Genomic DNA, 16891 nt, shown 5'->3' with positions numbered 1-16891 from the left:
ATGACCGCCGTCCACCACACCACCCGCTCCGTCTCCCGTCCCGCCGTCCGCGGCTTCACCACCACCGCGGTGCACGCCGGCCAGGAGCCCGACCCGCTGACCGGCGCCGTGGTGCCGCCGATCTACCAGACCAGCACCTTCGTGCAGGACGGCATCAACGAGCTGCGCGCCGGGCACGAGTACAGCCGCGGCTCCAACCCGACCCGGAACGGCTTCGAGACCCAGCTCGCCGCCCTCGAGCACGGCGACCGGGCGTTCGCGTTCGCCTCCGGGCTCGCCGCCGAGGACGCCCTCCTGCGGGCCGTGCTGCGCCCCGGCGACCACATCGTGATGGGCGGTGACGGCTACGGCGGCACGCACCGCCTCATCACCACCGTCCTCGAGCCGTGGGGCGTGTCCAACACCCCCGTGGACATCACCGACCCGACGGCGGTCGCCGCGGCCGTCCGCCCCGGCCGCACCGCGCTGCTGTGGGTGGAGACGCCCTCCAACCCGCTGCTCGGCATCGCGGACCTGGCCGCCTGGGCGCAGATCGCCCACGACGCCGGCGCGCTGCTGGTCGTGGACAACACGTTCGCCTCGCCCTACCTCCAGCGGCCCCTGGACCTCGGCGCCGACGTGGTGGTGCACTCCACCACCAAGTACATCGGCGGGCACTCGGACGTGCTCGGCGGCGCCGTGGTGGTGGCCGACCGCGAGTTCCGCGGCCGGGCGCTGGCCGAGGCGGTGGCCTACCAGCAGTTCGCCGCCGGTGCGGTCGCCGGCCCGCAGGACTCCTACCTCGCCGCCCGCGGCCTCAAGACGCTCGGCCTGCGCATGGACCGGCACGGCGCCAACGCCGCCGCGCTCGCGGGCTGGCTGCAGGGCCGCCCCGAGGTCGCCCAGGTCTTCTACCCCGGGCTGCCCGACCACCCGGGCCAGGCGCTCGCCGCGCGGCAGATGGACGGCTTCGGCGGCATCGTCTCCATCCGGTTGGCCGGGGGAGAGGCCGCGGCCCGCGCGTTCGCCGAGGCCACCGAGCTGTTCGCGCTCTCGGTCAGCCTCGGCGGGGTCGAATCGCTGCTCTGCTATTCCTCCGAGATGACCCACGCCTCCGTGCGGGGCACGCCCCTGGCCGTCCCCACGGACCTGGTCCGGCTCTCCGTCGGCATCGAGGACGTGGCCGACCTGCAGGCGGACCTCGAGGCCGGCCTCGAGTGCGCCGCACGCGTCGCCGCCGGCCGCGGGGCGCCGTCGTCGTCCGCGGTGCCCCGTCCCGCACCCGCCCACCACCGCACCACCCGCGTCCGCACCCCGGAGAGGACCCGATGAGCCACGCCACACTTGTCCCGAGCACCGCGCCCACCCGCGTGGACGACCTGACGTTCAGCGTCCACACCACGCCGTTCGACGAGGACTACACGCCCGCCACCAGCACGCGCGCCACCACGAACTTCGCGAACCTCGCCCGCGGCGCGGACCGGCGGGAGAACCTGCGCGCCGCCCTGGCCATGATCGACGGGCGCCTCAACGACCTCGCCCCCTGGGACAACCCGGAGCGGGACCGCTACACGGCGCGGATCGAGATCGTCTCGATCGACGTGCACTTCACCGCCGACGACGGCGCGGACGTCGACTTCCCGCTCATGGAGATGCTCGACGTGCGGGTGGTCGAGCGCGCGACGGGCGCCGTGCTCGGCCGCAGTGTGGGGAACAACTTCTCCTCCTACGTCCGCGACCACGACTTCTCCGTGGTGCTGCCCGCGCACGCGGCGACGTCGCCGGGGACCGAGGAGCCAGATGGCTTCGGCGACCTGCACGGGCGGCTGTTCCGGCACCTGCTCGACTCGCAGGCGTACCGGGAGCGGTTCCCGCATCCGCCCGTGATCTGCATCAGCGTGTCCACGAGCCGCACCTACCGGCGGCTGACGAACGAGCACCCCGTGCTCGGGGTCGAGTACCGCCAGGACGAGCCCTCCCGCACGGACCGCTACTTCGGCCGGATGGGCCTGGGGATCCGGTGCTTCCTGCCGCGCGGGGCCGTGGCGCCGCTGGCGTTCTACTCGCGGGGCGACCTGCTCAACGACCACGCGAACCTCTCCCTGGCCGGGCTGATCGCCACCATGGAGACCTTCCAGCGGATCTACCGGCCGGAGATCTACAACGCGAACACCAGGGCCGGCGAGGTCTACCGGCCGTGCCTGGACCACGGCGACTTCTCGCAGACCCGGATCGCCTACGACCGCGAGGAGCGGGCCCGCCTCGGCCGGGAGCAGGGGGAGTACACGCAGGAGCACTTCGTGGGACCGCACTGCGACCTGCTGGAGCGCTGGGCCACCGCCCACGCCGCACGAGACACCGAGGAGACCCGATGACCACCCTGATCCCCACCACGCTCGTCGGCAGCCTGCCCAAGCCCGGCTGGCTCGCCGAGGAGGAGACGCTCTGGTCACCCTGGAAGCTCGAGGGGGAGCAGCTGCGCGAGGGCAAGCTCGACGCGCTCGCCCTCGCCGTGGCCGACCAGGAGCGCGCGGGCATCGACATCGTCTGCGACGGCGAGCAGACCCGCCAGCACTTCGTCACCACGTTCATCGAGCACCTCGGCGGCGTGGACTTCGACCGCCGCGAGACGGTGCGGATCCGCGACCGGTACGACGCGAGCGTGCCGACCGTCGTCGGGGAGGTGGGCCGACCGTCGTCGGTGTTCGTGGACGACGCGAAGGCCCTGCGCGCGCGGACGGACCGGCCCATCAAGTGGACCCTGCCCGGGCCGATGACCATGATCGACACCCTCGCCGACCGCCACTACGGCAGCCGCGAGAAGCTCGCGTGGGAGTTCGCGCGCATCCTCAACGAGGAGGCGCGGGAGCTGGCGGCGGTGGGCGTCGACGTCGTGCAGTTCGACGAGCCCGCGTTCAACGTGTTCTTCGACGACGTCCGTGACTGGGGCGTGGCGACGCTCGAGCGTGCGGCCGAGGGCCTGACGTGTGAGACGGCCGTGCACATCTGTTACGGCTACGGGATCAAGGCGAACAACGACTGGAAGGCCACGCTCGGGGAGGAGTGGCGCCAGTACGAGACGTCGTTCCCGCTGCTGCGCGAGTCCACGATCGACACGATCGCCCTGGAGCGGCACCACTCCCGGGTGCCGGCGGAGCTCATCGGCCTGCTGCGCGGCAAGAAGGTGATGGTCGGCGCGATCGACGTGGCGAGCGACGAGATCGAGACGCCCGAGGAGGTCGCGGCGACCCTCCGGGAGACCCTCGAGTTCGTGGACGCGGACAAGCTGATCGCGAGCACCAACTGCGGCATGGCGCCGCTGGCTCGCTCGGTGGCGCGGGACAAGACGGCGGCGCTCGTGGCCGGCGCGCGGATCCTCCGGGAGGAGCTGGGCGGGGAGTGAGGGGGCCTGGTGGCCTTGCCTGGCCGGTGGGGCCTCGTCAGGATCGTCTGCATGGATCCTGATGCGAGCCCCCGTGCCCGGCTCACCGCTGACGATCCCCGGCCGGGCGGTCGTCCCGCGACGTCGACCGAGGGGCCCCACCGACAGCTTGATCAGCAATCGTCGCCGGAGCTGTGGGGCCGTCTGATCGCTGCGGTGTTCGCCCTCGACGGCGTCGAGGAGGGCCACAGCACCGTCTCGCCAGCAACGTCGCGCGCCGTCCACCTGACAGGCCGGCCGGAGGAGCGCACCCCGGAGGTCAACCTCTCACCAGGCCGGCGCTGGGAGCCGGTGCACCTGCATGGGGTGGACGACACGTCAGTGCACCTCGTCCTGGCGCCCGAGCGCGGCGTTCGTCTGGCCGAGCTCGGATGGCTCGAACCGCATGGCTACGCGGACTTCGGCACGGAGTGGATGCTCTACGGTCCGCGGGACGAGGCGGAGCTGGCCGTCGTCGTCGGGATCATCGAGGAGTCGCTCGCCTACGCGCGCGGCTGACACAGCGGCCCGGGGCGGGGAAGCGGAGGCGGGAGGGGGCTGCGAATTTTTCGTTTTCGCGGGTAGTCTTGCTCCATGACTGCGACGGTGAATGACAAGCACACGGTGCTGCCGCCGACGGACCTCGAGGAGATGCTCGACGTCGGCAGGTTCCTCGACGGCCTGACGCAGCCGGCCGCCCTGGTCGGCCCTGATGGGCAGAAGGTTCCCCTGCCGCCAGAGGCTTTCAACGTCCTGCGGGACGTCGTCGAGGCGATGCGGGTGGGCAAGGCCATCACGGTGGCACCCGTCGACCAGCTGCTCACGACGCAGGAGGCGGCGAACTTCCTCGGCATCAGTCGTCCCACGCTGGTGAGGCTGCTCGAGGAGGGCGCGTTGCCGTACGAGAGGACGACCGGTGGTCGGCACCGACGCATCCGGCTCCAAGACGTCGTGTCCTATCAGCGGCGGAAGCGTGGGGAGCGGCGTGCCGCGCTGAGCGACCTCGTAGGGGAGGCCTCGTCTGCAGGGCTCTACGGCCAGAATGCGGAGTCCTACCGCGAGGCGTTGCGGCAGGCTCGCGCCGACCTCCGGGGTGAGCGCGGGTAGTGGCTCGCTTCAGCGCGGTGCTCGACGCGTGCGTCCTCGTGCCCATCGCCCAAGCGGACACCTTGCTGCATCTGGCCGAGGCGGGCCTCTATCGGCCGGTATGGAGCGGGCGGATCCTCGACGAGACAGTGCGCACACTGGAGGCGATGCATCCAGACATGCGTGCGTCGGGGGCGGCGCGTCACCGTGCCGGGGTCATGGACGCCGCCTTCGACGACGCGCGGGTCGAGGGGTGGGAACAGCTCGTGCCCGGGATTGATCTTCCGGACCCCGATGATCGGCATGTGGTCGCCGCCGCGATCCAGGGACGTGCTGATCTGATCGTCACGGCGAATCTGAAGGATTTCCCGCGTGAGGTCGTTGGGTCCTTCGACATCGAGGTGCAGAGTCCGGACGAGTTTTTCATGAACCAGCTCGACCTGGACCCCGCTCGAGTGATGACGGCTCTCGCAGCACAAGCGAGCGCGACACGGAATCCTCCGTTGACCGTCAGGGACGTCCTTGAGCGGCTGGTGCCGTGCGGTGCACCCCTGTTCGCGGAGGCCGCACGAGCCCAGCTCTGGCGGGTCGACGTTGAGCGACCTTGATTCAGCCCGACGCCAGAGCCGGCATCGGCTCACCCCCACACGCCGGAACCGGCGATGAGCCGGACCGCGAGCACCGCCATGACCACCGCGATCACCACGTCCACCACGCGCCACGCCTTCGGGTCGGCGAGCACCCGGGCCAGCAGGCGCGCGCCGTAGCCGAGCGCGGTGAACCACAGGATCGAGGCGGCGACGGCGCCGGCGGCGAAGACCCACCGCGCGTCGGGACCGTGCTGGTTGGCGAGGCTGCCCAGCAGCACCACGGTGTCCAGGTAGACGTGCGGGTTGAGCCAGGTCAGCGCGAGTGTGGTGGCGATGACCGAACCCGCGGTGCGCGGCGCCTGCTCGGCCACGAGCCCCTGCGGGCGCAGCGCGGCACGCAGGGAGGAGACCGCGAACCAGAGCAGGTACAGGGCGCCGCCCCAGCGCAGCACCTCGAGCAGCCACGGCACGGCCTGCACGAGCGCGCCCACCCCGGCGGTGCCGGCCAGGATCAGCACGGCGTCCGAGGCCATGCACACCAGCACGACGGCGCCCACATGCTCCCGGCGCACGCCCTGGCGGAGCACGAAGGCGTTCTGGGCGCCGATGGCGACGATGAGGGCGAGTCCGGTGAGCAGGCCGGTGCCGGCGAGGGTCCACATGGATCAGGACGCTAGGGCGCGGCCCGGCCTGAGCCAAACGAAGAGAACTGCAGGCACCTAAGCTCTGCTTCATGAACCTGGATCAGCTGCAGGCGCTGCGTGCGATCGCGGACGAGGGCTCGTTCGAGGCGGCCGCGTACGAGCTCGGCGTCAGCGCCTCCGCGGTCAGCCAGCGCATCCGCGCCCTGGAGCGGGAGGTGGGCCAGGTGCTGCTCCGGCGCGGCGCGCCCTGCGAGCCGACCGAGGCCGGCGTCGGCCTGGTGCGCGTGGCCCGGCACATGCGGGTGCTCGAACAGGAGGCGTGGGCCGGGCTGGGCCGCACGGCGGCCGGGCGCAGCGTCACCTCTCTGGCCGTGCCCGCCGACGTGCTGGGCACGTGGTTCGGGCCGGTCCTGGCGGAGGCCGCCGACTGGGACGACACGGTCCTGGACCTGCACGTCGAGGACCAGGACCACAGCGCCCGGCTGCTGCGCCGCGGTGAGGTGCTGGCCGCCGTCACCACGGAGCCGCAGCCGGTGCAGGGGTGCGCGGCGGAGCCGCTGGGGAGCATGCGCTACGTCCCGCTCGTGGCGCCGGCCCTGCTCGCACGGCACGCGGCGGGCGACGTCGTCGACCTCGGCGCGATGCCCATGATGCGCTACAACGCGAAGGACGACCTGCAGCGCCTCGCGCTGAGCGGCGCCGGGCTGGACGTCGCCCCGCCCACGCACCTGGCGCCGTCGTTCGATGGGTTCCACCGGTCCGTCCGGGCCGGCCTGGGGTGGGGGATGCTCGTGGACGACCAAGCCGTCGAGGACGTGCGCGCCGGCCGGCTGGTCCGCGTGCCCGGGCTCGACGACGTCCTCGTGCCCCTGTACTGGCAGGCGGCCACATTGCCCGTGACGCGCCTGGTGCGGCTCACGCGGGCGGTGCGGGAGGCGGCCCAGCGGACGCTCGAGCGGGGGTGAGGCGGCGCCGCGGGTCGCGGGCCGTCAGCGACGTCGCAGGGGTGCCGGCGCCTCCATGGAGGCCTCGACCAGCACGGGCCGGAAGCCCAGCGCCTCGTTGACGTCGAGCATGTGCCGGTTCTCCTCGGCGTTCCACGTGATGATCGCGCGGGCCTCGGGCAGTGCGTCGCGGACGGCGATGAGGTTCGCCGCCTTCACGCGCATGCCGAGGCGGTGGCCGCGGTGCTCGGGCAGCACGATGGTGTCCCACTGGTCGATGAGCCCGTCGGGACGCGAGCGGGGCGCCACCAGCTCGCTCAGGGCGACGATCCGGCCGGTGGCACGGTGCCGCGCCACCGCGCGGAAGAGCCGGCCGGTCGTGAGGATCTGCTCGTCCATGCGACGCACGCGGGCCGCGTCCCAGACCTGCTCCACCACGGTGCGTTCCCCGGAGGGCACGTCCGTGGCCATGCGGGCCTTGAGGATGGCGAGGTCGTCCTGCAGGGACGCGTCGGCCGCGCCCTCCCAGGCGTGGAGCTCGTAGTCCGACGAGACGCATTCGGCCCCGGCCAGGGCGACGGCGGGGTCGATCCCCGGATCGGCGAAGTCATACCGGCTCACCCGCTCGATCTGGACGAGCGCGAAGCCGTAGGACTGGGCGAGACGCACACCCGGATGCTCGGCGGGCACCGCGCCGGCGCCGTTGGGCGGGGTGAGCGCCCGTTGCCCGGCCACCGGCCGCGGCGTCAGCGGCCAGGTCTCGAAACGGGTGAGGCCGGCGGTGTCCAGGACGAGCCGCTCGGCCAGTGCGCGGCCGTGGCCGCGTCCGCGGTGCCGCGGGTGGATGTAGACGTTGAGGGCGGCCGCGTCAGGGTCGTCGACGTGGTTGATCAGGGCGCGGGCGTAGCCGACCGCCTCGCCGTCGACGTACGCCAGGTAGCGGCGCTGCGTGTGGTCGGTCTCGGCGGCGGCTTGGATGAGCGCGTCCGTGGGGGTCTCGTCCCACTCGGTCGTGCCGATCAGCTCGTTGTTGTACTCGTTGCCGAGCTGGCAGTAGGCCCGCCAGCGGGGGTCGTCCGACGAGGCGGGCAGGGGGAATTCGATGATGTCAGGCATGCGGTGACTGCTCTCTGAAGAAAGGGGCGGGCGCAGAGGCGCCCGTCGAGCCGTGCTCGAGACGGGCGCGCGGGGAGGCCGGTGGTGGGTCGTCGGACCCCCGGGGTCACTGCTGCTGCATCATGGGGTGAACTGTTTCACGACCCGGACCGGTGGGCAAGGGCCTTTGTCGTCGAGATGCAGCGCGGATTCCACCTGACGCGCGGGGAACTCTTCGCATATCGGGCGGGATCCGGTCGGCGCGAAAACTGGGTGTCCAGGTGGGCGCCCCCCGCGCGCCCCAGGGCTCGCCAGAAACGCACGAGCGGCTGCCGCTCTGGCGGGTTGGTTGTGGCGAGCCGTGCGGCGGGCGGACAGGGCCGGAGGGGGCGCACATGTGACCTTCGCCGGTAAATGGCGGTGTTCTGTCGATGCTCCGTGGCGGCTTTAGTTGGTGGTACCGATGACAAGCGTGGTCTGGCCGTCCGTGGTCGAGAGTCCTGCCGCCGATGCGAGGGCGGCAGTGTCATCGTCAGCAGCTGAGGTGTCCTCGTCGACGTAGCCAGATCTCCAGGGGAATGGTCGTCAGTGGCGGTACCGCGGCGATGATCGAGAGAGCTGTGACCCGCCATGGCCACCGCAGGGTGATGGCGGTGATGAGCGCTATGGCGAGGTAGATGAGGAACATGCCGCCGTGCAGGGCGCCGAAGATGCTGACACCGACGTCGGTTGTGCCCGTCACGTACTTGAGGAACATCCCCGCGAGCAGACCAGCCCAGGTGAAGGCTTCGAGAAAGGCCGCGACGATGGAGACTCTTGCCACAAGCGGAAGTCCATAACGCTGCTGGGTGCTTGCGCTCATTGGTTCGCCTCGTTGCTCGGGAGTTCGTCTGCGTCCGCGACGGAGCGGGCGAGGTGCTCTGCCAGCGCGGCGCGCAGCTGGTGGGGTAGTGGGATCGCGCCGACGGATTCGCTGAGCCAAAGACTGTCGGCAGCGAGGTAGGCGACCATCTTCTGCAGTGCCCGAGGGTCGGTCGGGTCGATGCTGGCGGGGTCGGGGACCCAGCGAGTGATGACTCGTTTCCACGGCTTGCTGAGCTCGCTGTCGGTGCTCGCTTCGAGCATAAGCAGTAACTCCGCGCCGGTGGCGCCGCGGGCGCTGACTCGGGCATAGGCGGCGAGTCGCTCATCCTGCGATGCCTCATCCGGGTCCTTGCCCAGTGCGTGGATCATCTCCTCGTCCCAGTGCTGGGCTTGATGTTCGTGCAGCGCGAGCATCATGGCGTCCTTCGAGGGGAAGTGGTAGAGCAGCCCGCCTTTGGTGAGTCCGGAGGCGGCGGCGACGGATTCGTACGTGAGCGCCGTGACGCCGTCGGTCTCGACAACACTGAGGGCGGCCTTGAGGATCGTGTCCCGTCTACTGGTCCGCATGGGCGGTCCTTTCTCGGTCAGTGCTCGGAGTGCAGCTGTGACTGGGTGCCAGGCAGGTACCGGCGCAGAAGCACTCCGGTGATGACTGCGCCCACCGCGAGAACGACTGCGACGACCAGCATCACAACGAGGTAGGCGGAGTCGAAAGCCGTCGCCGCCGCCTGGAGGATCTCTGCGTCACCCTGCGCAGCAGCCTGTGCCTCAGCGATGCTGTTGCCAGCCGCGTCCGGGGCGCCGTCGGGTAGAACGACGCGTGCGCCGTAGATAGCCGTGAGCAGGCTCCCGAGCACGGACACTGCAATGAGGCTGCCGAACTCGTAGGAGACTTCTTCGATCGAGGCGGCCATGCCTGCTCGGCGCACCGGCACGTTCCCGATAATCGCGGTGGAGGCGACCGCCAAGGCGGCTCCGATACCAGCTCCGGTCAACAGCAGTCCGAGGATCAGCACGCCGAAGGACGACTGGAATCCGATGACCGTCACCACGACGCCGCCGGTGGCGAAGGCGAGACCGCCGGTGATGAGCGCGAGCAGTCCGGTGCGGTGCAGGAACGCGCCCCCCAGGAGCGCTGTCGGCAACGTGCCCACGGCGCTCGCGGCGACCAAGAGCCCAGCTTCCAGCGGGCTGAATCCGGCGACCTGCTGGAATCGCTGCGTGGTGACGAGCTGGATGCCCCCGATCGCGAACATCGCGAACGACGCGGCCAGCACTCCGGCAGTGAACGCCGGGTTGCCGAAGATGGAGAACTCCAACAGAGGTTGCTCCATACCTCGCTGACGGCGCACGAACAGCCAGAACCCGATGGCAGCAACGAGCAGCGCAACAATGGTGGTCGTTGCCGAGGGCGGCGCGTGGCCGATCTCTTTGATGGCCATCACCGTTCCGACAAGCCCGATCATCACCAAGATCGAGGAGATGGCATCCCATCGCTTCGAGGGATCCGGGTCGTTGGCCGGGCGGATCAGCCAGGTAGCGACCAGCGCCAGCACCACAACGGGCACGTTGATCAAGAACACCGAGCCCCACCAGAAGAACTCAAGGAGTGTGCCGCCAATAATCGGGCCGAGGGCGAACCCGATGACCGACATACTTCCCCAGACCGCGATGGCGATATTGCGCTCACGCTCGACCGTGAAAGTGGTGCGGATCAGCGCCAGGGTGGCCGGCATCATCGCTGCCGCACCGACAGCGAGCACAGCACGCGCAGCGATCAGGACCTCGGGTGACGGAGCGAACGCTGCCAGCAGGGAAGCCAGTCCGAAGATCACCAGACCGACAACAAACATCCGCGTGTGGCCGATGCGATCCCCCAGGGTTCCGCTGCCCAGCAACAGCCCCGCCATCACCAGGGGGTAGGCATTGATGATCCAGAGGTTCTGTGTGTTCGAAGCCTGCAGTTCCTCAGTCAGCGTCGGCAGGGCCGTGTAGAGAATCGAGTTATCCAAGGTGATCAGCAGCAGACCTGCTCCAACCGTCACCAGCAGCGACCAGCGTCGCCTCTTCGTCATCGCGGACATGCGCGTCTTCCCTTCGTCGTGAACGACATAACTGTACCGGATGGATGGTGTAGTTAAGTCGACGGAGGGAGAGACTCACGGCGCGCGCTATGCATGGCGTGCGGGCGGCGAAGCTTGGAAGGTTTTAGAGCGAAGGCGCGGCACTTCGATGCAGGCAAAACCGGACGAGCTGGTGCCTCAGTTGGGTACAGTTTTATGAGACACACGGTCTAGCGACGGAGAGCCCGTGTCGCGCTGGGTCGATAGTGCGCCCCGGCGTCTCGTGAAGTCGTCGCACCGTGTTTCGTCTCAGATCTTCCGACTCGGATGGTTTGTGAGGCATCATGTGGTGATGAGGCTTCTGGGGTACACGCGGGTGTCGACGGCGGGGTAGGATCCGGCGCTACAGCTTGACGCTCTGCTTGCAGCCGGTGTGCAGAAGCGGGATGTGTTCTCGGACGTGACGTCCGGGGCGAAGAGCGCGGCGGAGCGTCCGGGCATGAAGAACCTTCTGGCCTACGCGGAGCCTGGGGACACGGTGGTGGTCTGGCGGATCGATCGACTGGGCCGGTCGCTGATCGACGTGCTCAACACCGTGAACCTGCTGCGGGACCGCGGCGTGAAGGTCCAGTCAGTCTCCGACGGGATCGATCCCGAGACGCCATCGGGCCGGCTCATGCTCGGGATGCTGGCAACGCTGGCGGAGTATGAACGCGAGCTGATCACCGAGCGCGTTAACGCTGGAATCGCAGCAGCCCGGGCCCAGGGCACGAAGTTTGGCCGGCCGCCCGTGAACCCGGAGGTCGTGGATCGCAAGCTCGCGATCGCTGCCGAGGAGAGAGCGAAGGGTCGCACCGCTGAGGAGGCGGCGCGCCTGGTGGGGTGGTCAAGGGCGACGCTCTACCGCCACCAGCGGGACGCCGCCGCTCGCGAGAGCATCGCGCAGGCGTGACGTGGACGGGTCGCAGAAGTGGAAGATCCTGCGGCTCCACGTCGAAGACGGTATCCCGTTGGCGAGCCTCGCCCGGGAGACCGGGGTGGGAGAGCGAACGCTCTCGCGCTGGCACAGCCTCTACCGGACAGGCGGTATCTCGGCTCTTGAGCGGGCGCAGCGCGCCGATGCCGGCGTGCGGCGGACCGCGCCTGAGCTGGTGGTTTTCGTGGAGCACCTGGCTTTGACCAGGCCTCGCCCGAGCATCGCGACGCTGCATCGCCTGGCCGTAGCCGAGGCTGCACGAAGAGGAGTGAGTACGCCGAGCTACGCGACAGTGCGGTCGATCGTGCAGGGGCTGGATCCAGGGATGGTGACGCTCGCGCTCGAGGGGCCAGTGTCCTACCGGAATCGCCACGAGCTCGTCTTCCGTCATCGCGCTGAGCGGCCCAATGCCCTGTGGCAGGTCGACCACACCGAGCTGGACATCCTCATCAAGGACCCCAGCGGGAGACCATCCAGGCCCTGGCTGACCACGGTCATGGACGACTACTCGCGGGCGATCTGCGGGTACATGGTCTTCGAGGGCGCGCCGTCGGCGATGAACACCGCACTGGCGCTGCGCCAAGCGATCTGGCCCAAGAGCGACCCCGCCTGGCCGATGTGCGGCATCCCAGACGTCCTCTACGTCGACCACGGCAGCGACTTCACCAGCCATCATCTCGAGTACACCGCGATCGCCTTGAAGATCCGCGTCATCCACTCCGCCGTCGCCCGCCCCCAGGGCAGGGGGAAGATCGAGCGGTTCTTCCACACCGTCAACACCGAACTGCTCGCGACCCTGCCCGGGCGCCTCACCCCTGGACACCCACACCCCGTGCCGGTGCTGGACCTTCCTGGTCTTGACCGGGCCGTCGGGGAGTTCGTCAGCCAGTACAACCAGCGCACGCACACTGCGATCCGCACGAGCCCGAAGGCGGCCTGGATCGCTGAGGGATGGCTGCCGCGACTCCCTGAGAGTCTCGAGGAGCTCGACGGGCTGCTTCTGCGGGTCTCCAAGCATCGCACCGTCCAGCGCGACGGGATCCGCTTCCAAGGTCAGCGCTATCTCTCGCCCACGCTCGCCTCGTTCGTCGGACGCACGGTCACCATCCGCTACGACCCCCGGGACCTGTCCGAGATCCGGGTCTACGACCACGACACCTTCGTGTGCACAGCGATCGATGAAGCCCACCCCAACCAGCGCTACAGCCTCCACGACATCGAAACCGCCCGACGAGCCCGCCGCCGACAGCTGCGCAAGGACATCAACGACCGAATCCCCACGACTCCACGACCCCCTGACGAAGCACCAACACCGTCCGCTCCCGCACGCCGGCCCAGGAAGCGCCTGAAGACCTACGAAGAGGACGAGTAGATGAACCGCGACTTCATCGTCACCAAGGAACACCGCCGCTTCACAGAGTTCGCCGGCGCCATCCGCAAGGACGTCACGATCGGCATCTGCCACGGCGAGGCCGGGGTCGGCAAGACGCAGTCCGCCCGCCGGTACGCGCACTGGGACACCCTCGAACCCTTCATCCACACCTGGGGACCGCGCAGCGAAGCCGACCTGAAACACTACGCCGCCGCCCACCGCTCCCGCACCGTGTTCTACACCCCCGAGGTCCTCGCCAAGCACCGCGATCTCTTGCGCGACATCGAGTTCTACCGCGGGAAGGTCGGAGTGCTGATCTACGAGCATCTCTGCGCGATCGGGAAGATCACGACCACCGACGTTCCCCGCACCATCGACTTCACCGAGCTGATCATCATCGACGAAGCCGAACGACTCACGCCAACCTCACTCGAACTCCTCCGAGACCTCCACGACCGTCACCACGTCGCCCTCATGTTCATCGGCATGCCCGGCATCGACCAACGCTTCCGCCACTACCCCCAGCTCTACAGCCGCCTCGGGTTCTCCCACCGCTACCGCGCCCTCGCACGCGAGGAACTGCTGTTCGTCCTGACCCGCCACTGGAAACGCCTCGGCCGCACCCTCGACCCCGAAGACTTCACCGACGCCCAGGCGATCGCCGCGATCGAACGCATCACCCGAGGCAACTTCCGCCTCCTCGAACGCCTCTTCCCCCAGATCGGACGCGTCCTGAAGATCAACCAACTCGACACCATCACCGACGACGTCATCGAAGCAGCCGCCAGCACCCTCATCACCAGCTAACGCCACTCACCCCCGCCAGAAGCACGCCATTTACTGATCAGCTTCACAGCGCACACGGCGCATGGCGGGGCCCCTTGTCATAAACGACCGTATAAGACGCGCCAGCTTGACTGTGAAGGGCGTGAGGGAGGATGGAGACATGAGGCGAAAGGGAACTGAACGGGCGTGGCGGTGGCGGGTCGGTGCCGCATCCGCACTAGTGGGGGCCGCCGGCGTCGTCGGGGGACTGCGGCAGGAGCTCGGCCTCGCATGGGGGCTGACGCTCTTTGCCGTGGCGGTCCTTGGGGTGCTGGTCGCCTTGCGGGGGGTGCATCACCGGGTCAATCCTGCGCAGGCTCGACGCAGTGTCTTCTACGCTGGGGCTGGCAGCACGGCATGGGTGCTGCTGTTGATGCGGGCCGGTGTCATTCCGGGCCTGGTGTTGAGCGTCATCGGGGACGCTGGGCTCCGGGCCGTGGTGTCCGGGGTGCTGGGCGCGGTCCTGGCGGCGGCTGCGCACGGCATCCTTGCGGCGACGACGACGGCTGAGGTGCAGCCCCGGCCAGAACCGGTGCCGCTGCAACGGACCAGTCGCTGACTGCCTCGTGCGGCGGTGGGCCGTATGAGCAGGGTGGGGGGGCCTTGTCTGCCCCGGCACCATGTACTGGTGACAAGCGTTGTGGCGGGGCTGCGGTCTGCCACAAATGACCGTTTGTGCCGGGGCGCTGGGTGTGGGTGCTGCTTCAGTCTTCATGGGCAGGGGTCGCCGGTGGATCGGTCGTGGTCTAGGTTTCTTTTGGCGTACTCGTAGAGCCCTCGTAGCTGGGCTCTCGGGCCCAACCCATCCGCCCTTGAGCTTCGGAGATCACCCGATGATCGAATCCACCCCAGCTGGCCGGGTCTCGGGGCGGTCCGCACCGCAAGTGGTCCTGGGGCTCGTGCTGCTGGTGCTCATCGTTCCCGTGGCCATAGCCGTCTTCATGGCCGCCTACGCCGTCGCGGAGTTCGCCCAGGGCAGCCACGCTCCCATGGGGGCGCCTTCCTTGCTCGTCAGCGTGGGGCAGCTCCTCGCCGTCGCATGCGCGGCCGTCTGCGGCGTCCGGTTCGTCGATCCAGATCCCCTCGCTCTCGGTGGGGCTGGACGGCCGCGGTGGTTGCTCTGTTGGTGCTGGCCGCCTGGCCTGTCCTGGTGGGAGGGATCGGCCTGGTGGAGCGAGAGGCGTGTGAAGTCCGCCCGGCGCCGTTCTGGTGTGAGTGAGCCTGCAACCGCAAGGGGCCGGCGCCAGGGCGCAGCTGTCCCCAGAGGGGCTATCCGGGTACGAGGACTCGTTCCTACCCTGGGGCGATGACTGCACCGGATGCCCTGCCGCCCTCAGAGTTGCCGTCCACGCCTGAGGTGCGCCGGGTGATGTCCGCACTGGTCCAGAGGTACTTCAGCCGTGAGACTCACGCGCGTCTCCTCGACGCCGACGTGAGCGGGGGTGTGCTGACGGTGGTGGCCTGGCAGGCCGGCCCGTCCCCAGCGGACCCGGGAGGGGCGATCGGGCACCGCACAGACCTGGGGATGCGTCTGGCCGAGTGCGAGGGGGACCTGGAGGCGGTGCTCCTGGATGCATTGCAGTTCCAGGTATTCGAGCCGAGCGCGCCGGGCTGGGCGGCGTCCAGGCGGGTATAACCCCAGCGGGGCGGCACAGAACGTCGTGCCGTCCCGCTGTTTGCTCATCGGCCGACGGAGAGCTCGATCAGTTGCGGGCTGCTGCAGCAGGCGTCGCCGGCTGGGGCTGGGGCGTCGCAGCTGCCACCGAGGTCGGTGGTGCATACGCCGGTCTCGGGTAGTTCGAGGTGGACTGCGTCGGCTGCTTTGCGGTCGCCGGCCAGGGCTGCCGCGATGGAGCGGACCTGTTCGTAGCCGGTGGCCATGAGGAAGGTGGGGGCGCGGCCGTAGCTCTTCATCCCCACGATGTAGAAGTTCGTCTCCGGGTGGGCGAGGACTCGCTCACCGTGAGGCTCGACGGATCCGCAGGAGTGGAACTCGGGATCGATCAGCGGCCCCAGCTGGGACGGTGCTTCGACGGCCGGGTCCAGGGCCAGGCGGAGTTCGGAGAGCATTCCGAGATCAGGGCGGAACCCGGTGGCGGGCACCAGCACATCGACGCTCACTTCTCGCTCCCCGTCCGGGGTCACAGCGTGGACGGTCAACGTGTCGTCGGCTCTGAAGCGAGTGATGGTGAAGGAGGTGAGGACCTCGATGCGTCCGGAGTCGACCAGCTGGCGCAGTCGCGAGCCGAGCGCTCCTCGGGCTGCGAGTTCGTCCTGGTCGCCGCCCCCGTAGACACGGGTGAGGTCTGCGGTGCGAGCGGCCCAAATGATGGTGGTGTCGGCCTCCAGGTCCGCGAGGTCCAGCAGGGTATTGGCGGCTGAGTGGCCGGCACCGGTCACCATGACTCGCTTGCCGGCGAAGCGGTCACGGTCGCGGCCCTGCACGTCAGGCAGCGGCGCGGTGATGTGGCCCGCGGCGCGGGCCTGCTGCTCGCCGGGAGCGAGGAGCCCGGCCTGTCCGAGGGGGTTGGGCATGGACCAGGTGCCGGAGGCGTCGATGACCGCGGAGGCGAGCACGTCTTCGCTGTGCCCGTCGGTGGTCTGGATCCGGACGAGGAAGGGGGTCTCCTCGCGGCGTGCGGTGCGGGTCTTGTCGATGCCGGCGCGGGAGACGGCGGTGACCCGCGCCCCGTAGCGGATCGACTCGGCGAGCTGGGGAAGCTGCGCGAGCGGTTCGAGGTACTGCTCGCGCAGTTCGTGACCGGTCGGGAGAACGTCGGCGTCGGGTGCGGTCCAGCCGGCAGCTTCGAGGAGACGCTGTGCGGCGGCGTCGAGGTTGTACTGCCACGGCGAGAAGAGCCGCGTGTGCCCCCACTCGGCGATCGCGGCTCCTGCCGCGGTCCCGGCCTCGAGGATCAGGAACGGCAGGCCGCGCTCAGAGAGGTGGGCAGCGGCGGCAAGGCCGATGGGGCCAGCGCCGATGACGACAATGGGATGTGAGTTCGTTGCGGTGGTCAAGATGATGAGTCTCC

The 16891-nt window shown here is 69.5% G+C and carries 17 protein-coding genes and 1 pseudogene; 12 read left to right on the top strand and 6 right to left on the bottom strand.

Going from position 1 to position 16891, the window contains the following annotated elements; all coding sequences use genetic code 11:
- The 6 genes from CEQ11_RS10135 (at window position 1) to CEQ11_RS10110 (ending at window position 5094) form a co-directional block, all read left to right on the top strand.
- Complete coding sequence (locus CEQ11_RS10135; RefSeq protein ID WP_088478520.1) at window positions 1–1311, top strand: cystathionine gamma-synthase; 1311 nt, start codon at window positions 1–3, stop codon at window positions 1309–1311.
- Complete coding sequence (locus tag CEQ11_RS10130; protein ID WP_088478519.1) at window positions 1308–2354, top strand: putative oxygenase MesX; 1047 nt, start codon at window positions 1308–1310, stop codon at window positions 2352–2354. Before CEQ11_RS10135 ends, CEQ11_RS10130 begins: the two co-directional genes overlap by 4 nt.
- Window positions 2351–3382, top strand: a complete 1032-nt coding sequence (locus CEQ11_RS10125; RefSeq protein WP_088478518.1) for a methionine synthase — start codon at window positions 2351–2353, stop codon at window positions 3380–3382. The genes CEQ11_RS10130 and CEQ11_RS10125 overlap by 4 nt, the downstream gene beginning before the upstream one ends.
- A 195-nt stretch (window positions 3383–3577) precedes the next feature.
- Window positions 3578–3919 carry a luciferase family protein gene (locus CEQ11_RS10120; RefSeq protein ID WP_010080039.1) on the top strand — a complete coding sequence of 114 codons (342 nt, stop codon included), beginning with the start codon at window positions 3578–3580 and terminating at the stop codon, window positions 3917–3919.
- Between the two features lie 75 nt (window positions 3920–3994).
- Window positions 3995–4507, top strand: a complete 513-nt coding sequence (locus tag CEQ11_RS10115) for a helix-turn-helix domain-containing protein (RefSeq protein ID WP_088478517.1) — start codon at window positions 3995–3997, stop codon at window positions 4505–4507.
- The gene (locus tag CEQ11_RS10110; RefSeq protein ID WP_088478516.1) at window positions 4507–5094 is read left to right on the top strand and encodes a PIN domain-containing protein; all 588 of its coding nucleotides are present in this window, start codon (window positions 4507–4509) and stop codon (window positions 5092–5094) included. The genes CEQ11_RS10115 and CEQ11_RS10110 overlap by 1 nt, the downstream gene beginning before the upstream one ends.
- Window positions 5095–5123: 29 nt before the next feature.
- Here CEQ11_RS10110 and lysE read toward each other — a convergent pair whose 3' ends face one another.
- Complete coding sequence (gene lysE / locus CEQ11_RS10105) at window positions 5124–5738, bottom strand: L-lysine exporter (protein WP_036381373.1); 615 nt, start codon at window positions 5736–5738, stop codon at window positions 5124–5126.
- A gap of 71 nt (window positions 5739–5809) precedes the next feature.
- On the opposite strand from lysE, the gene CEQ11_RS10100 reads away from it, so the two are divergent.
- Window positions 5810–6685 carry an ArgP/LysG family DNA-binding transcriptional regulator gene (locus CEQ11_RS10100; RefSeq protein ID WP_088478515.1) on the top strand — a complete coding sequence of 292 codons (876 nt, stop codon included), beginning with the start codon at window positions 5810–5812 and terminating at the stop codon, window positions 6683–6685.
- A 24-nt stretch (window positions 6686–6709) separates the two neighbouring features.
- Here the strand turns inward: CEQ11_RS10100 and CEQ11_RS10095 are convergent, their stop codons facing one another.
- The 4 genes from CEQ11_RS10095 to CEQ11_RS10080 all read right to left on the bottom strand — a co-directional run bounded on the left by CEQ11_RS10095 (window position 6710) and on the right by CEQ11_RS10080 (window position 10707).
- Window positions 6710–7780 (bottom strand): GNAT family N-acetyltransferase, encoded by a 1071-nt coding sequence (locus CEQ11_RS10095; RefSeq protein WP_088478514.1) that lies wholly within the window; start codon window positions 7778–7780, stop codon window positions 6710–6712.
- 511 nt (window positions 7781–8291) lie between these two features.
- Window positions 8292–8621, bottom strand: coding sequence for a DUF3817 domain-containing protein (locus CEQ11_RS10090; RefSeq protein WP_042329407.1), 330 nt, complete (start codon window positions 8619–8621; stop codon window positions 8292–8294).
- Window positions 8618–9190, bottom strand: a complete 573-nt coding sequence (locus CEQ11_RS10085; protein ID WP_088478513.1) for a TetR/AcrR family transcriptional regulator — start codon at window positions 9188–9190, stop codon at window positions 8618–8620. Before CEQ11_RS10085 ends, CEQ11_RS10090 begins: the two co-directional genes overlap by 4 nt.
- A 17-nt stretch (window positions 9191–9207) precedes the next feature.
- The gene (locus CEQ11_RS10080; protein WP_088478512.1) at window positions 9208–10707 is read right to left on the bottom strand and encodes an MFS transporter; all 1500 of its coding nucleotides are present in this window, start codon (window positions 10705–10707) and stop codon (window positions 9208–9210) included.
- 331 nt (window positions 10708–11038) lie between these two features.
- On the opposite strand from CEQ11_RS10080, the pseudogene CEQ11_RS10075 reads away from it, so the two are divergent.
- From CEQ11_RS10075 to CEQ11_RS10055, 5 genes and pseudogenes are all read left to right on the top strand, one after another.
- Window positions 11039–11638, top strand: a pseudogene (locus CEQ11_RS10075) (recombinase family protein).
- 1 nt (window position 11639) lies between these two features.
- The gene (locus tag CEQ11_RS10070; RefSeq protein WP_088478510.1) at window positions 11640–13034 is read left to right on the top strand and encodes a Mu transposase C-terminal domain-containing protein; all 1395 of its coding nucleotides are present in this window, start codon (window positions 11640–11642) and stop codon (window positions 13032–13034) included.
- Window positions 13035–13841 carry an AAA family ATPase gene (locus CEQ11_RS10065; protein WP_088478509.1) on the top strand — a complete coding sequence of 269 codons (807 nt, stop codon included), beginning with the start codon at window positions 13035–13037 and terminating at the stop codon, window positions 13839–13841.
- Window positions 13842–13980: 139 nt separating this feature from the next.
- On the top strand, window positions 13981–14418 hold the full coding sequence (locus CEQ11_RS10060) for a hypothetical protein (protein WP_088478508.1): 438 nt from the start codon (window positions 13981–13983) through the stop codon (window positions 14416–14418).
- Window positions 14419–15165: 747 nt separating this feature from the next.
- Window positions 15166–15495 carry a hypothetical protein gene (locus CEQ11_RS10055; protein ID WP_088478507.1) on the top strand — a complete coding sequence of 110 codons (330 nt, stop codon included), beginning with the start codon at window positions 15166–15168 and terminating at the stop codon, window positions 15493–15495.
- Window positions 15496–15539: 44 nt separating this feature from the next.
- On the opposite strand, the gene CEQ11_RS10050 is transcribed toward CEQ11_RS10055, so the two are convergent.
- Window positions 15540–16877 (bottom strand): FAD-dependent oxidoreductase, encoded by a 1338-nt coding sequence (locus CEQ11_RS10050; protein ID WP_153052699.1) that lies wholly within the window; start codon window positions 16875–16877, stop codon window positions 15540–15542.
- Window positions 16878–16891: the final 14 nt, after the last annotated feature.

Source organism: Micrococcus sp. FDAARGOS_333 (genome assembly GCF_002206575.2).
Taxonomy (GTDB): domain Bacteria; phylum Actinomycetota; class Actinomycetes; order Actinomycetales; family Micrococcaceae; genus Micrococcus; species Micrococcus lylae.
This window is presented reverse-complemented; position numbering and strand designations above follow the sequence as displayed.

What these genes read in the sequence shown, in the direction of transcription:
- CEQ11_RS10135 (WP_088478520.1), top strand. Translation starts at nt 1, where the DNA reads ATGACCGCCGTCCACCACACCACCCGCTCCGTCTCCCGTCCCGCCGTC.
- CEQ11_RS10130 (WP_088478519.1), top strand. Translation starts at nt 1,308, where the DNA reads ATGAGCCACGCCACACTTGTCCCGAGCACCGCGCCCACCCGCGTGGAC.
- CEQ11_RS10125 (WP_088478518.1), top strand. Translation starts at nt 2,351, where the DNA reads ATGACCACCCTGATCCCCACCACGCTCGTCGGCAGCCTGCCCAAGCCC.
- CEQ11_RS10115 (WP_088478517.1), top strand. Translation starts at nt 3,995, where the DNA reads ATGACTGCGACGGTGAATGACAAGCACACGGTGCTGCCGCCGACGGAC.
- lysE (WP_036381373.1), bottom strand. Translation starts at nt 5,738, where the DNA reads ATGTGGACCCTCGCCGGCACCGGCCTGCTCACCGGACTCGCCCTCATC.
- CEQ11_RS10100 (WP_088478515.1), top strand. Translation starts at nt 5,810, where the DNA reads ATGAACCTGGATCAGCTGCAGGCGCTGCGTGCGATCGCGGACGAGGGC.
- CEQ11_RS10095 (WP_088478514.1), bottom strand. Translation starts at nt 7,780, where the DNA reads ATGCCTGACATCATCGAATTCCCCCTGCCCGCCTCGTCGGACGACCCC.
- CEQ11_RS10090 (WP_042329407.1), bottom strand. Translation starts at nt 8,621, where the DNA reads ATGAGCGCAAGCACCCAGCAGCGTTATGGACTTCCGCTTGTGGCAAGA.
- CEQ11_RS10085 (WP_088478513.1), bottom strand. Translation starts at nt 9,190, where the DNA reads ATGCGGACCAGTAGACGGGACACGATCCTCAAGGCCGCCCTCAGTGTT.
- CEQ11_RS10080 (WP_088478512.1), bottom strand. Translation starts at nt 10,707, where the DNA reads ATGTCCGCGATGACGAAGAGGCGACGCTGGTCGCTGCTGGTGACGGTT.
- CEQ11_RS10065 (WP_088478509.1), top strand. Translation starts at nt 13,035, where the DNA reads ATGAACCGCGACTTCATCGTCACCAAGGAACACCGCCGCTTCACAGAG.
- CEQ11_RS10060 (WP_088478508.1), top strand. Translation starts at nt 13,981, where the DNA reads ATGAGGCGAAAGGGAACTGAACGGGCGTGGCGGTGGCGGGTCGGTGCC.
- CEQ11_RS10055 (WP_088478507.1), top strand. Translation starts at nt 15,166, where the DNA reads ATGACTGCACCGGATGCCCTGCCGCCCTCAGAGTTGCCGTCCACGCCT.